This is a genomic window from Caenispirillum bisanense, assembly GCF_900230255.1.
In the GTDB taxonomy this organism is placed as follows: domain Bacteria; phylum Pseudomonadota; class Alphaproteobacteria; order Rhodospirillales; family Rhodospirillaceae; genus Caenispirillum; species Caenispirillum bisanense_A.
On sequence record NZ_OCNJ01000004.1, the window covers coordinates 188968 to 201924 of the forward strand.

Here is a 12957-nt window from a genome sequence, read left to right on the forward strand (position 1 = left end):
GACTTGCGCGAGGCGCGATCATCAGGCACCACTTTCCGCGTAACGCTTCCGGATGTCAAACACCGTGACGGCCTGGACCACCCACCCCGACCGCCTGCCGGCCGCCCCCGGCGCCTATGCCCTGCTCATCCGCCTGCCGCGCCGCTGCCCGTTGCCGCCGCGCTTCGGGCCGAGCGCCGCGTTGCCGGCCGGGCGCTACCTCTACCTGGGCTCGGCCAGGGGCGGCGGCGGCATCCGCGCCCGCTGCACGCGGCACATGGCGGCGGACAAGACCCTGCGCTGGCACGTCGACTGGCTGACGACGCAGCCCGGCACCACCGTGCGCGCCGCGCCCTTTCCCGGCGGCGACGAATGCGCCCTGACGGCGCGGGCGCTCGCGGCCGGGGCGACGGCGCCGGTGCCCGGCCTGGGGGCCAGCGACTGCCCGCGGTGCGCCGCCCACCTCCTCCACCTGCCCGCCGCCCTCGACCTGCGGGCGGTGGCCGCAGCCCTCGCCGGTGGTGAATGACGATTGATTCGCGGTCGCAGAAGAGGGTATGTCCAAGGGGCATGGGTTTCCGACAGGCAAAGCCTGGGAATTAATAGGGAACACGGAAGGGATGACCCGATCGGGGCCCGCGCCGTGACTGCCCCCGCAACTGTGAGCGCGAGCCGCTTCCGCACGCCACTGGACGAAACGGTCCGGGAAGGAGGAAGCCGGTGACGAAGCGCGAGTCAGGAGACCTGCCCATGCGTCGCCCATTGGGGCCGGCATGAAACCGGCCGTCCTTGCGCACGGAGGGTGCGCGAAAGGAGCAACGCCATGCATATCGAACCGGGCATCGTCGACGGTGCCAAGATCCTGCTCAGCTACGGTACCGCCGGGGCCTGTGGCCTCTACGCCCTGAAGAAGGCCGCCGAGACCGTCCGTGACGACGGCGCCGCCGCCTTCCTGACGCGCAGCGTGCTGTCGACCGCCGCCGTGTTCTGCTTCTTCGAGGTCTTCCCGCACCACCCCGTGGGCGTGTCGGAGGTCCACCTGATCCTGGGCTCGACCCTGTTCCTGCTGTTCGGCGCAGCGCCCGCCGCCTTCGGCCTCGCCGCCGGCCTGCTGGTCCAGGGCGTGTTCTTCGCGCCGTTCGACCTGCCGCAATACGGCATGAACGTCACCACCCTGCTGGTGCCGCTGTTCGCCCTGAGCGCCCTCGCCGGCCGCATCATCCCGCCCAAGACGCCGTACACCGAGGTCAAGTACGGCCAGGCGCTGGCGCTGTCCACCGCCTACCAGGGCGGCGTGGTGGCGTGGGTCGCCTTCTGGGCCATCTACGGCCACGGCTTCACCGCCGAGACCTTCGCCAGCGTCGGCACCTTCGGCGCCGCCTACATGACCGTCATCATCGTCGAGCCGCTGGCCGACCTGGCGGTGCTGGCCGCCGCCAAGGCGATGCGCCGCCTGCACGACAGCAAGGCCTTCCACGCCCGGCTCTACCATCCGGCCGTGTGAGGCGGGCTTCCGTCGAGTCATGAAAAAGAGGGGGGCTGCGGCCCCCCTCTTCGCGTCCGGGTCGTCGCGGCGACCGGTGTGTCAGATGTCCAGCTCTTCCACGAAGCGGGCGTTTTCCTGGATGAACTGGAAGCGCAGCTCCGGCTTGCGGCCCATGAGGCGTTCCACTAGACGCGCGGTGCTGGCGGCGTCCTCGCGGCTTTCCTCGGTGCGCACGTCGGGGATGCTGACGCGCAAAAGGGTGCGCGTCGCCGGGTTCATGGTGGTTTCCTTCAGCTGCATGGGCGGCATTTCACCCAGGCCCTTGAAGCGGCTGATCTCCACCTTGGCGTTGGCCTTGAACTCGGACTTCAGCAGGCGTTCCTTGTCGGCATCGTCGCGCGCATAGATGCTCTTGCCGCCGTGGGTCAGGCGGTAGAGCGGCGGCATGGCGAGATAGAGGTGGCCGTTCTCGATGAGCTTCGGCATCTCGCGGTAGAAGAACGTCATCAGCAGGCTGGCGATGTGGGCGCCGTCGACGTCGGCGTCGGTCATGATGATGACCTTCTCGTAGCGCAGCTTCTCGTCGTCGTAGCGGTCGCGGGCGCCACAGCCGAGCGCCTCCAGCAGGTCGGTCAGTTCCTGGTTGGCGCGCAGCTTCTCGTTGGAGGCCGAGGCGACGTTGAGGATCTTGCCGCGCAGGGGCAGCACAGCCTGGGTCTCGCGCATGCGGGCCTGCTTGGCCGAGCCGCCGGCCGAGTCGCCCTCCACCAGGAACAGTTCGGTCCCTTGCGCGATGGAGCGCGAGCAGTCGGCCAGCTTGCCGGGCAGGCGGAGCTTCTTGGTGGCGGTCTTGCGGGTCGTCTCCTTGTCCGCCTTGCGGCGGGCGCGTTCGTCGGCGCGCGTCAGGGCGTGGGTGAGCAGGGCGTTGGCGGCCTGGGCGTCGCCCGACAGCCAGTGGTCGAACTGGTCCTTCATGGCCTGCTCGACCAGCCGCGTCGCCTCGGCGCTCGCCAGCTTTTCCTTGGTCTGGCCCTGGAACTGCGGCTCGCGGATGAAGCACGACAGCATGACGCAGGCGCCGCCCAGCACGTCCTCGGCCGTCAGGTTGGCGGCCTTCTTGGTGTTGGTCATGTCGCCGAAGGCGCGCAGGCCCTTGGTCAGCGCGTTGCGCAGGCCCTGTTCGTGGGTGCCGCCTTCGGGCGTCGGCACGGTGTTGCAGTAGGAGGAGAAGAACGCCTCCTGGTCTTCCGGCCAGGCGATGGCCCATTCCACCGCGCCCATGTCGTCGGGGAAATCCTGGCGGCCGGCGAAGACGGCGGGGGTGACGGTCTCGCGCCCCTCCATCAGCTCGGCCAGGAAGTCGGTCAGGCCGTTGGGGAAGTGAAGCTCGGCGCTCTGCGGCGTCGGGTTGTCTTCCTTGATGAGCTCGGGCGCGCAGCTCCAGCGGATGCGCACGCCGCGGAACAGGTAGGCCTTGGACCGCGTCATGCGGTACATGGTGCCCGGCTTGAAGCGGGCACGCGGGCCGAAGATGTCGGGGTCGGGGTGGAACACCACCGTGGTGCCGCGGCGGTTCTGCACCGTGCCGAGGTCTTCGAGGCCGGTGACGGGCACGCCGCGCGAGTACTTCTGCCGCACCAGCTTGCGGTCGCGGGCGACTTCCACCGTCAGGCTGTCGGACAGCGCGTTGACCACCGACACGCCGACGCCGTGCAGGCCGCCGGACACCTTGTAGGCGCCGCCGCCGAACTTGCCGCCCGAGTGCAGGGTGGTGAAGATCACCTCCAGCGCCGACTTCCCCGGGTACTTGGGGTGGGGGTCGACGGGGATGCCGCGGCCGTTGTCGCGGATGGTCACCACGTTGTCGAGGCCCAGCTCCACGTCGATGACGGTGGCGTGGCCGGCCACCGCTTCGTCCATGGCGTTGTCGAGGATCTCCGCCACCAGGTGGTGGAGAGCCTTCTCGTCGGTGCCGCCGATGTACATGCCGGGCCGCTTGCGGACGGGCTCCAGGCCCTCCAGGACCTCGATGTCCTTGGCGGTGTACTCGGTGACCTTGGCGGCGGTGTTCTGGAAGAGATCGGACATGGCGCGCATTATAGGGAGCGCCCCGCACAGCGGCAAGACGATGAAGTGGCCGCGCGCCGCCGGCGCCGCTATATGTTGTGCAGCCTATTTCCGACCCTTCCGAAGGACCGACACCCATGTCCGCCGACCACGAGACGCCCCAGGGCGAGATCATGATCCGCACCCTCGCCATGCCGGCCGATACCAACCCGGCGGGCGACATTTTCGGCGGCTGGCTCATGAGCCAGATGGACCTGGCGGGCGGCATGGCGGCGGGGCACCGCGCCGACGGCCGCGTCGCCACGGTGGCCGCCGACCGCATGACCTTCCACCGTCCCGTGCGGGTCGGCGACGAGCTGACCTGCTACACCCGCGTCACCCGCGTCGGCCGCACCTCCCTCGCCGTCGCCATCGAGGCCTGGGTCCGCCGGCGCGGCAACGGCCAGCTGGAGAAGGTGACCGAGGGCACCTTCACCTTCGTCGCCATCGACGAAAACGGACGCCCGCGCGAGGTTCCCCCCGCACGGGCGTGACGGTCTTCCGGCAGTGGCGCGAGGGTGAGGCCGTCAGGCCGCACCCTCGTGTTCCTTCATGAAGGACAGGAACTTCTTCACTTCCGCCGCCAGTTCCGTCGACAGGTCGTCGAGGGTGCGGGCGGCGGTCAGCACGTCGCCCGCCGACCGCTGGGCGGAATCGGCGGCGGCGGCGACGGTGGCGATGTCGGTGGTGACGACGCCGGTGCCGCTGGAGGCCTGCTGGATGTTGCGGCTGATTTCGGCCGTCGCCGCGTTCTGCTCCTCCACCGCCGCGGCGATGGTCGACGACACCGAACTGACCTCGTGGATCGCCTCGGAGATTTCGCCGATGGCACTGACGGCTTCGCGCGTCGCCGTCTGCACGGCGGCGATCTGACGGGCGATGTCTTCGGTCGCCCGCGCGGTCTGGCCGGCCAGCGTCTTGACCTCGTTGGCGACCACGGCGAAGCCCTTGCCGGCCTCGCCGGCGCGGGCGCTTTCGATGGTTGCGTTCAGCGCCAGCAGGTTGGTCTGGCTGGCGATGTCGTTGATGAGGTTGACCACGTCGCCGATCTGGGTGGCGCTGGCGTTCAGGCCCTCGATCACCTTCTGGGCATGGGTCACCTTGCCGGCCGCCGAGTCGGACAGGTCGGAGGCATGCGCGACGCTGCGGCCGATTTCGGAGATGGAGGCCGTCAGTTCCTCGGCGGCGGCGGCCACCGTCTGCACGTTGGCGCCGGCCTGTTCCGCCGCGGCGGCGACGGAGGTGGAGCGGCTGCCCACCTCGCCGGCGTCGGACTGCATGCTCTGCGCCAGCGCCGTCAGCGAGTCGGCGGCTTCCGACACCTGCCCGACCGAGGCCTGCACCGTCTTCTGGAAGTTGTCCATCATGGCGACGTAGTGGGTCACGTCGGTCCAGTTGAGCATGGGGCCGATGTAGGCGCCGGTCTCGTCGTAGATGGGAATGACGGTGTTCTCGATGACGATGTCGCCCATGGCGAAGCGGCCCGAGTACGGCAGCTTCGACGGGTCGGACAGCAAGGCGCGCACCATCTCGGGCTTGCGGTGGAACGACAGGACGGACCGGCCGATCACCTCCTCCGGCGTGCAGTGCATGAAGGGCGCCAGCTTCTCCAGCAGGCCCTTGGCGGCGCCGTTGACGTAGGTGATGTTGAGGTCGCTGTCGCACAGCATGACCTTGGCGGGTTGCAGCTCCACCATCTGGTTGAGGCGGAAGGCCTGGCGCACCGACAGGCGCAGGCGGTCCATGGCCTGGCTCATGCGGCCGATCTCGTCGCGGCGATCGAGGTCGCCGGCATCGATGTCGGTACGGCCTTCCGCCAAGGCCGAAACGGCGGCGGTGACGCCGGCCAGCGGCTTGGTGATTCCGCGTATCACGACGAAGGCGAGCAGGCCCGTCACCAGCACCACGGCCAGGCCGCCGCCGATGAGCAGGGCTTCGCGCTGCCACAGTTCGCGTTCCAGGTCGTCGACGTAGACACCGGTGCCGACCACCCAGCCCCACGGCGCGTAGAGACTGGCGTAGGAGACCTTGTCAACCGGCATGTCGGAGCCCGCCTTCGGCCATTTATAGGCGACGAAGCCGCCGTTCGGCTGCTTGGCGGCTTGCACAAGATTAGCGATGAGCGGCACGCCGTCGGGATCCTTCACGCCGCTCAGGTCCTTGCCTTCCAGCTCGGGCTTGGCGCCGTGCACCACGTTGATGCCACGGTCGGTGTAGACGAAGACGTATTCCTGCCCGGCGAAGCGCACGGCACGCAGGGCGGCGCGCGCCAGCGTCTTGGCTTCGTCCTCGGTCAGTTCACCGGCCCGGGCGCGGCGGTCGAACTCGGCCGTCACCGTCAGCGACGCCGTGACGATCTCCTTCACCAGCGCGCGCTTGTCTTCCATGAGCGCGGTGCGCAGCTGCAGCATGCCGCCGGCGACGGCGACCACCAGCGCCACCATGAGCGCACCGACGACGCCCCAGATCTTCCATGACAACCCGATGTTCTTGAGCATGGCCCATTCCCCCCTCCAGTCCCGGTCGGGCCGCGGACAGCATGGCCGCGGCGACCATCTGGATCTAAAGTACTATTTTAGATGCGGATTTACTCGACTCACCAGGAAATTCGGCAGAAGATGGTATCGTTCTAAAGCCGGGCGAACCTTACGAGACGCACAACCGAGAGCGCTGGACTATCGCCGGTGTCGATGGACACCGCCGGTGAAGACCAAAGCGCTGCGGTTCAGAATAATCGATCGGCGCGATCTTGTAAGTCGTCTTGGCCCCAAAAGCCTGCGTGGGCGGATCATGACGCCCTAGACCCTGCTGCGGGCAATCCCGGGCAGGACGCGGGGGTCTTGCGTCCCACCCGGGACTCCTGGCCGGCCCTCGGCCGCGCATCGGGTAGAGGAGCGGCCGGGTCGGTTTGGCCGGACCGTCAGCGCACTCGGGAAGAGTGACGGACGGTTTAAGAATAACCGCCGGACCCCCGCAGAATGCGCGCAAATTGCGTCACCTGCATGATAATTTTCCGCACAACTCGCCGGGCTTTCATGCGGGCATCTCCCGCTGAATCCGGTTCGGCAAAGGGAAACACATGCACCTCGATTCATTCGACCTACGGATACTGACCGAGCTTCAGCGCGACAATCGTCTGACCAGCGCTTCACTGTCCGAAGTGGTGCATCTTTCCCCCGCAGCTTGTCTTCGCCGCACCGAACGGTTGCGCCGCGCCGGAGTCATCGTTGCAGACGTCTCCATTGTGGCGCCCGAGAAAGTCGGTATCGCCGTGCAGTCTCTGGTGCGCGTCTCACTCGAAACCAAGCGGGCCCTGGACATGGCCGCCTTCGAGACCGCCATCGCCGCCGCACCCGAGGTGCAGCAGGCGTGGTACGTGTCCGGCGGGTTCGACTACGGCCTGCTGGTCTGCGCCCGCGACATGGCGTCCTACGAAGCCTTCATCCGCCGCTTCCTGGTCGACGAACCCCTGGTGCGCGATTTCGAGGCCAACATCACCCTGCGCCGCCTGAAGACCGGCACCGCCGTCCCCGTCTACCTGCCCGACTCGGAACCGACCTGAGCGGCCTGCCGGCCGCGCGTCAGAAGCCGCGGCCGCGTTCGCTCAGGAAGGCTTCTTCCGCCGCCGTGCTGGTGCGGCCGAGAACGGCGTTGCGGTGGGGGAAGCGGTCGAAGCGCTCGACGATGTCGTAGTGCTTGCGGGCGAACTCCAGCCAGCCCGGATCACCCAGCGCCGTGAACAGCGCCATGCTGACCTCCTGGTCGGCCATGCTCTCGCTGTGCTCGAAGGGCAGGTAGAGGAACAGGCGGTGGACCGGCTTCAGCTGCTCGTCGAAGCCCTGTTCGATGGCGTGGCGGGCGACGGTGCGCGCCTTCTGATCGCAGGCGAAAGCGCGCGCACTGTCGCGCCATACGTTGCGCGGAAACTGGTCGAGCAGGATGCACAGCGCCACGCAGCCGAGCGGCGAGTCCATGAGCGCATCGAGGCGACCGTCGGCGGCGGCGTCCATCTCCTCCTCGAAGCGCTCGGCGATGGCGCGGTCGAAGGCGTCGCTCTGCTTGAACCACTCGGGCCGCGGCGCGCCTTCTTCCGACGAGCCGGGGGCGCCGAACCAGAAGGCGAGCACACGCGCCATGGTTTCGGAGGGCAGCGGGGTCATGGGGCCGGCATAGGGCATGGGGTCATCCTCGATGCTGCCTTCTGCAAATTGCATGGCAGCCATGCGTCGTGTTCATGTCGCAATATCGGATAGGGGGACCGGCGGTTCAACCCCCGTCGCCCTCGCCGCAGCGGCGGTAGGGGGCGAATTCGGCCAGGTCCTCCATCTCCGCTTCCATGGCGGCGCGCTCCTGCCGCAGGAAGCGGGCGACGGCGGCGCGCAGGCCGGGGTCGGCGATCCAGTGGGCGGACCATGTGGGGGTCGGCAGATAGCCGCGCTTGATCTTGTGCTCGCCCTGCGCCCCGGCCTCGACGCGGGCGAGGCCGTGCTCGATGGCATAGTCGATGGCGCGGTAGTAGCAGGCCTCGAAATGCAGGAAGCGATACTCGCCGAGGCTGCCCCAGTTGCGGCCGTAGAGGCAGTCGGCGCCGCGCAGGTTGAGCGCGCCGCACACCAGCCGGCCGTCGTCCTCGCCCGTCACCAGCACCACCCGGTCGCCCAGGCGCTCGCCCAGCAGGTCGAAGAAGGCGCGGGTCAGGTAGGGATTGCCCCACTTGCGGTCGCTGGTCGCCTGATAGAAGCGGTAGAAGGCGTCCCAGTGGCGCGGCGTGATCTCGGCGCCCGTCAGGGTGTGCAGGCGGACGCCGGTCGCCTGCGCCTTCTCGCGCTCCTTGCGGATGTCCTTGCGCTTGCGGCTGGCGAGCGTGGCGAGGAACTCGTCGAAGCTGGCGTAGCCGCGGTTCTCCCAGTGGTACTGGGTGCCGAGGCGCACCAGCAGGCCCATGTCCTCCATCTCGCCCACTTCGGGCTCGGTGGGGAAGGTGACATGCACCGACGAACAGCCGAGTCGCTCCGCCAGGTCGACCATGCCGCCCACCAGGGCGCGGCGCAGCAGGGCGGGGTCGGGCGCGTCGGGGCGGACCATGAGGCGCGGCCCGGTCACCGGCGTGAAGGGCACGGCGCACTGGAGCTTGGGGTAATACCGCCCGCCCGCCTGGGCATAGGCGTTGGCCCAGGCCCAGTCGAACACGTACTCGCCGTAGGAGTGGCTCTTGAGGTAGAGCGGCGCCACCGCCAGCACGCGGCCGGCGGCGTCCTCCAGCACCAGGTGCTGCGGCTGCCAGCCTTCCTCGCCGCTGGCCGAGCGCGAGTCCTCCAGCGCCGACAGGAAGGCGTGCGACACGAAGGGATTGTCGGCGCCGGCACAGGCGTCCCAGGCGGCGGGATCGACGGCGGCGATGCGGGAAACGGCCTTGAGCGTCAGGCTGGCGTCGTCGGCGGACATGCGGCCTCGTGCGTGATGGGTGCCGCCGATGTGGGGGCGACGGTGCCCGGCCTCAAGGTCAGAAGCCGCCGCCGCCACCGCCGCCGAAGCCGCCGCCGACGCTGATGCCGCCGCCCGAGGACGACGAGGAGTCACCGTCGCCGGAGGGCGTGGCGGCGCGGTCGATGCCGGCCGTCAGGTCGTTTCCGAGGTCGTCGCACAGGCGGTCGGCGTCGACACCTGCGTTCTGTCCGCCACCGCCCGTGCCGTACCACAGCCACAGGCCGTCGCCGCCGGCCGCCACGCCCGCCGCCGCGACGGCGGCCCCGAAGCCGGCCGCCCAGCGGCGCTCCAGGTCGAGCGCCAGGGCGTAGGGCAGGTAGCGGTCGGGCGGCAGAGCGGCGTCGCCCACCGCCTGCGCCGCCGCCTCGGGGCTGACGGCGGCGTCGAGGAAGGCGGCGAGGCCCTCGATCTCGTCCTGCACGCGGCGGCCGTCGCGGGTGGGCGCCTTCAAGGCCCAGGCGAAGAAGAAGGGCGCGACCAGCAGCACGGTCAGCCCGACCAGCACGGCGATGGAGATTTCCGTCAGCAGCGCCGCCGCGATCAACCCGGCGAGAAGCCCCGCCGGCAGGGTCGCGAACAGCCAGCGCAGCGACCGCCAGACGTGACGCCCGCGCACCGCCTGGCGCGCGCGCCGCACCAGTTGCACGCCCACATAGGCGACGAAGGCCCCGGCCGCCGCCAGGATCAGCGTCATGAGGAAGGCCGAGCCGATGTCCATGGTACCGGCCAGCATGGCGACGGCGGCGAGGGCCGACAGCACGATGCCGCCGCCGAGATAGAGGCGGTTGGTGACGAACAGGCGGTCGGCGTTGCCCTTCTCCAGCGCCTCCTTCAGCGCGTCGGAGGCCTGCCGCAGCCAGCGGCCGTCGGCGTCGTCGAGGCCGCGCTCGAAGGCCATGGCGAAGAACAGCTTGCCGGCGAGGGCGCGCTCCTCGGGGAACAGCACGTCCTCCGGGGCGCCGGTGCGGTGCAGGCGCCAGCCGCCGTCGGGCGTGCGGTCGAGGGTGAGGTAGCCGTTCACCGCCATGTTCACCAGGGCGGCGGCGAGGCAGCGGGTGTCGTAGCCCATGCGCCGCACGAAACGCACGGCGGCGGGGCTCATGGCGGTCGGCGGCAGGGCACGCGGCACGACGCGCCCGGCGGCCGGATCGCGCCCGACCCACCACCACACGCCCCCGAAGTAGATGAGCACCACGCCGAGGGCGCCGAGCACCACCGGCAGGCCGTCCAGCGGCGCCACCGCCACCTCTGCCGGTTCATCCGCCATGGCGTCGGCGTCACCGAGCGCCGCCGTCTCCACCAGCCCCTTGGGCAGGTCGAGGCGCACGGTCATGCCATGGCCCGGCGGCAGGCCGGCGCGGCTGCGGGCGGTGAAGGCCCCGTCGGCGCCGACCGCCGCCTCGGCGGTGTTCTCGCGGCTGCCGGGGGCGCCGGTGGCGACGGCCCAGGCGAGCGGCGGCCTCGCGCCGGGCAGGGCGACGCGCACCGAGGCCTCGGCGATGGGGAAGTCCCAGGCGTTGCCGGTGACGTTCCACGCCAGCACGTCGGCGCTCTCGCCTGCCTGCAGGACGCCGGAGGCGCGATAGACCAGGGTGAAGACGTGGTCGCCGACGGGCAGGGTCTTGTCGGGATCGCCGAGGCGCACCGTCACCGTATCGCCGTCGCGGATCAGTTCCGTCGGCACCGGACCGCCGGCGCGGTCGGCGGAGACCAGCGCGAAGCCCATGGCCCGCCCTTCCGGCCCGCCCAGCGGCACGGTGCGGAAGATGCCGCGGCGGATGCGGTCGCCTTCGGCCCGCACGGCGATGGTTTCCGTCACCAGCACGTCGCCCGAGGGCTGCACCGCCAGGTCGGCGGCGAAGCGCAGGATGTGCTCGGCGGCACGGGCGGCGCCGGGCAGTGCGGCAACCACCAGCAGCAGGCACAGGGCGACGAAGACGCGGGCGGCCTGTGCCCGAACCGTGCGGAACCACATGAGATGCGACCCATTACCCCCAGGGATCACCGCAGGACGCGGCCGCCGGACTATAGCACGGCCGCCGCCGCGGTGGGTGACGGCCATCACTTGTCACAGGGCGGGGCCGCGGGCGGGGCGGCGGAGCGACGGGCGCGGGCGGCAACGATCGGCCTCCCACCGCCGCCACCACCACGCCGCCCCTTCCCGCGGCGGCCGCGCGGGCTCATATTCGGCGCATGACCGCTGCCTCCTCCCTCGCCATCGCCGTCTCGGGCCTCACCAAGCGCTACGGTACCGTCACCGCCGTCGACGGGCTCGGCTTCGAGGTCGCCTCCGGCCGCACCGTCGCGCTGCTCGGCGGCAACGGGGCCGGCAAGACGACCACCATCTCCATGTTGCTCGGGCTGCTGCTGCCGAGCGCCGGGACCATCCGCGTGCTCGGCCACGACATGCTGAGCGAGCGCCACCGCGCCCTGCCGCGCATGAACTTCTCCAGCCCCTACGTCGACCTGCCGCACCGCCTGACCGTGCGGCAGAACCTGACGGTCTACGGCCACCTCTACGGCCTCAAGGACACGCGGGCGCGCATCGCCGAACTGGCCGCCGACCTCGACATCGCGCACCTGTTGTCGCGCCCCTCGGGCAAGCTGTCGGCGGGGCAGAAGACGCGGGTCGCGCTCGCCAAGGCGCTGCTCAACGATCCGGCCCTGCTGCTGCTCGACGAGCCGACGGCCTCCCTCGACCCCGACACCGGCGACTGGATCCGCACCTACCTGCGCGACTACCAGCGGCGCACGGGGGCGACCCTGTTCCTCGCCAGCCACAACATGCAGGAGGTGGAGCGGCTGTGCGACGACGTGATGATCATGAAGTCCGGCCGCGTGTTCGACCGCGGCCCGCCACAGGCGCTGCTCGACCGCTACGGCCGGTCGAACCTGGAGGAGGTGTTCCTCGACATCGCGCGCGGCCGCACCGCCGCCGACCCCGCGCCGCCGCCGCCGGCCGCCGAGCCGCCGGCGCGTGATCCCCGGCTGCCCGGCGGCGGCAGCGGCCCGGAGAGCCTGTCGGAATGAGCCCGCACGATCATCGCCCGCCACACCCGCCGGAGCAGGGCTTCAGCCCCATCCAGCGGCCGACGTCCACCGTCTTCGCGCCGCGGCGCGTGGGCGCCATCGTGCTGCGGCACCTCTACGTGCTGAAATCCTCGGTGCCGCGCCTGCTGGAACTGGCCTACTGGCCGACCGTGCAGATGGTGCTGTGGGGCTTCATCACCACCTTCTTCGTGCAGCATTCCAGCTGGCTCGCCCAGGCCTTCGGCGTGCTGCTGGCCGCCGTGCTGCTGTGGGACGTGATGTTCCGCGGCAACCTCGGCCTGTCCATCTCCTTCATGGAGGAGATGTGGTCGCGCAACCTCGGCCACCTGTTCGTCAGCCCCCTGCGGCCCTACGAGCTGGTGGCCGCCATCATGACCATGAGCTTCATCCGCACCACCATCGGCCTCTTGCCGGCGGCGCTGCTCGCCATCTGGTTCTACGAATACAACATCTTCGCCATGGGCCTGCCGCTGGTGACCTTCTTCGCCAACCTGCTGGTGACCGGCTGGGCCATCGGGCTGGCCGTCAGCGCCCTCATCCTGCGCCACGGCCTGGGGGCGGAGAGCCTGGCATGGGTGGCGATCTTCGCCTTCGGGCCGGTGAGCGGCATCTACTACCCCATCGAGAGCCTGCCCGGGTGGCTGCAGCCGGTCGCCTGGGCGTTGCCGCCGGCCTATGTGTTCGAGGGCATGCGGGCGGTGCTGTTCGACGGCACCTTCCGGTGGGACCTGTTCGGCGGCGCCGTGGCGCTGAACGTGCTCTACCTCGGCCTCGCCGTCGTGCTGTTCCTGCGCACCTTCACCAAGGCGCGGCGCCTCGGGCTGCTGCTCGACGTCGGGGAATAGCCG

The 12957-nt window shown here is 70.2% G+C and carries 11 protein-coding genes, 1 pseudogene and 1 riboswitch; of the genes and pseudogenes, 7 read left to right on the top strand and 5 right to left on the bottom strand.

The genetic code is table 11. The features are described from left to right. Nucleotides 1–64 precede the first annotated feature (64 nt). Nucleotides 65–508 carry a GIY-YIG nuclease family protein gene (locus tag CRP50_RS10680; protein WP_245913437.1) on the top strand — a complete coding sequence of 148 codons (444 nt, stop codon included), beginning with the start codon at nt 65–67 and terminating at the stop codon, nt 506–508. A 26-nt stretch (nt 509–534) separates the two neighbouring features. Beyond that, a riboswitch (cobalamin riboswitch) is annotated at nt 535–746 on the top strand. Between the two features lie 56 nt (nt 747–802). Next, nucleotides 803–1483 (top strand): energy-coupling factor ABC transporter permease, encoded by a 681-nt coding sequence (locus tag CRP50_RS10685; protein ID WP_097279149.1) that lies wholly within the window; start codon nt 803–805, stop codon nt 1481–1483. Between the two features lie 81 nt (nt 1484–1564). Here the strand turns inward: CRP50_RS10685 and parE are convergent, their stop codons facing one another. Then, a complete protein-coding gene (gene parE, locus CRP50_RS10690; RefSeq protein ID WP_097279377.1) occupies nt 1565–3553 on the bottom strand; it encodes a DNA topoisomerase IV subunit B in 1989 nt (662 codons plus the stop codon). A 116-nt stretch (nt 3554–3669) separates the two neighbouring features. Between parE and CRP50_RS10695 the strand changes: the two genes are divergently transcribed. After that, a complete protein-coding gene (locus tag CRP50_RS10695; RefSeq protein WP_097279150.1) occupies nt 3670–4065 on the top strand; it encodes an acyl-CoA thioesterase in 396 nt (131 codons plus the stop codon). A 33-nt stretch (nt 4066–4098) separates the two neighbouring features. On the opposite strand, the gene CRP50_RS10700 is transcribed toward CRP50_RS10695, so the two are convergent. Continuing rightward, complete coding sequence (locus tag CRP50_RS10700; protein WP_097279151.1) at nt 4099–6069, bottom strand: cache domain-containing protein; 1971 nt, start codon at nt 6067–6069, stop codon at nt 4099–4101. Nucleotides 6070–6650: 581 nt separating this feature from the next. Here CRP50_RS10700 and CRP50_RS26485 point away from each other — a divergent pair. Continuing rightward, nucleotides 6651–6785, top strand: a pseudogene (locus tag CRP50_RS26485) (Lrp/AsnC family transcriptional regulator); the annotation flags it as partial. A 57-nt stretch (nt 6786–6842) separates the two neighbouring features. Beyond that, nucleotides 6843–7133 carry an Lrp/AsnC ligand binding domain-containing protein gene (locus CRP50_RS26050; RefSeq protein ID WP_245913438.1) on the top strand — a complete coding sequence of 97 codons (291 nt, stop codon included), beginning with the start codon at nt 6843–6845 and terminating at the stop codon, nt 7131–7133. Nucleotides 7134–7152: 19 nt separating this feature from the next. On the opposite strand, the gene CRP50_RS10710 is transcribed toward CRP50_RS26050, so the two are convergent. The 3 genes from CRP50_RS10710 to CRP50_RS10720 all read right to left on the bottom strand — a co-directional run bounded on the left by CRP50_RS10710 (nt 7153) and on the right by CRP50_RS10720 (nt 11033). Further along, the gene (locus CRP50_RS10710) at nt 7153–7749 is read right to left on the bottom strand and encodes a DUF924 family protein (protein WP_097279153.1); all 597 of its coding nucleotides are present in this window, start codon (nt 7747–7749) and stop codon (nt 7153–7155) included. A gap of 88 nt (nt 7750–7837) precedes the next feature. Next, nucleotides 7838–9016 carry a GNAT family N-acetyltransferase gene (locus CRP50_RS10715; RefSeq protein ID WP_097279154.1) on the bottom strand — a complete coding sequence of 393 codons (1179 nt, stop codon included), beginning with the start codon at nt 9014–9016 and terminating at the stop codon, nt 7838–7840. A gap of 58 nt (nt 9017–9074) precedes the next feature. Further along, entirely contained in the window at nt 9075–11033 is a 1959-nt protein-coding gene (locus CRP50_RS10720; protein WP_176525123.1) for a DUF2207 domain-containing protein, read from the bottom strand. Between the two features lie 218 nt (nt 11034–11251). Here CRP50_RS10720 and CRP50_RS10725 point away from each other — a divergent pair, with 218 nt between their 5' ends. Together CRP50_RS10725 and CRP50_RS10730 are read left to right on the top strand one after the other, a co-directional pair. Further along, the gene (locus tag CRP50_RS10725) at nt 11252–12088 is read left to right on the top strand and encodes an ABC transporter ATP-binding protein (RefSeq protein ID WP_097279156.1); all 837 of its coding nucleotides are present in this window, start codon (nt 11252–11254) and stop codon (nt 12086–12088) included. Continuing rightward, the gene (locus CRP50_RS10730) at nt 12085–12954 is read left to right on the top strand and encodes an ABC transporter permease (protein WP_097279157.1); all 870 of its coding nucleotides are present in this window, start codon (nt 12085–12087) and stop codon (nt 12952–12954) included. The genes CRP50_RS10725 and CRP50_RS10730 overlap by 4 nt, the downstream gene beginning before the upstream one ends. The last annotated feature ends 3 nt before the right edge of the window (nt 12955–12957 follow it).

Coding starts and splice junctions, on each gene's coding strand:
- CRP50_RS10685 (WP_097279149.1), top strand. CDS start 803: ATGCATATCGAACCGGGCATCGTCGACGGTGCCAAGATCCTGCTCAGC.
- parE (WP_097279377.1), bottom strand. CDS start 3,553: ATGTCCGATCTCTTCCAGAACACCGCCGCCAAGGTCACCGAGTACACC.
- CRP50_RS10695 (WP_097279150.1), top strand. CDS start 3,670: ATGTCCGCCGACCACGAGACGCCCCAGGGCGAGATCATGATCCGCACC.
- CRP50_RS10700 (WP_097279151.1), bottom strand. CDS start 6,069: ATGCTCAAGAACATCGGGTTGTCATGGAAGATCTGGGGCGTCGTCGGT.
- CRP50_RS10710 (WP_097279153.1), bottom strand. CDS start 7,749: ATGCCCTATGCCGGCCCCATGACCCCGCTGCCCTCCGAAACCATGGCG.
- CRP50_RS10715 (WP_097279154.1), bottom strand. CDS start 9,016: ATGTCCGCCGACGACGCCAGCCTGACGCTCAAGGCCGTTTCCCGCATC.
- CRP50_RS10720 (WP_176525123.1), bottom strand. CDS start 11,033: ATGTGGTTCCGCACGGTTCGGGCACAGGCCGCCCGCGTCTTCGTCGCC.
- CRP50_RS10725 (WP_097279156.1), top strand. CDS start 11,252: ATGACCGCTGCCTCCTCCCTCGCCATCGCCGTCTCGGGCCTCACCAAG.
- CRP50_RS10730 (WP_097279157.1), top strand. CDS start 12,085: ATGAGCCCGCACGATCATCGCCCGCCACACCCGCCGGAGCAGGGCTTC.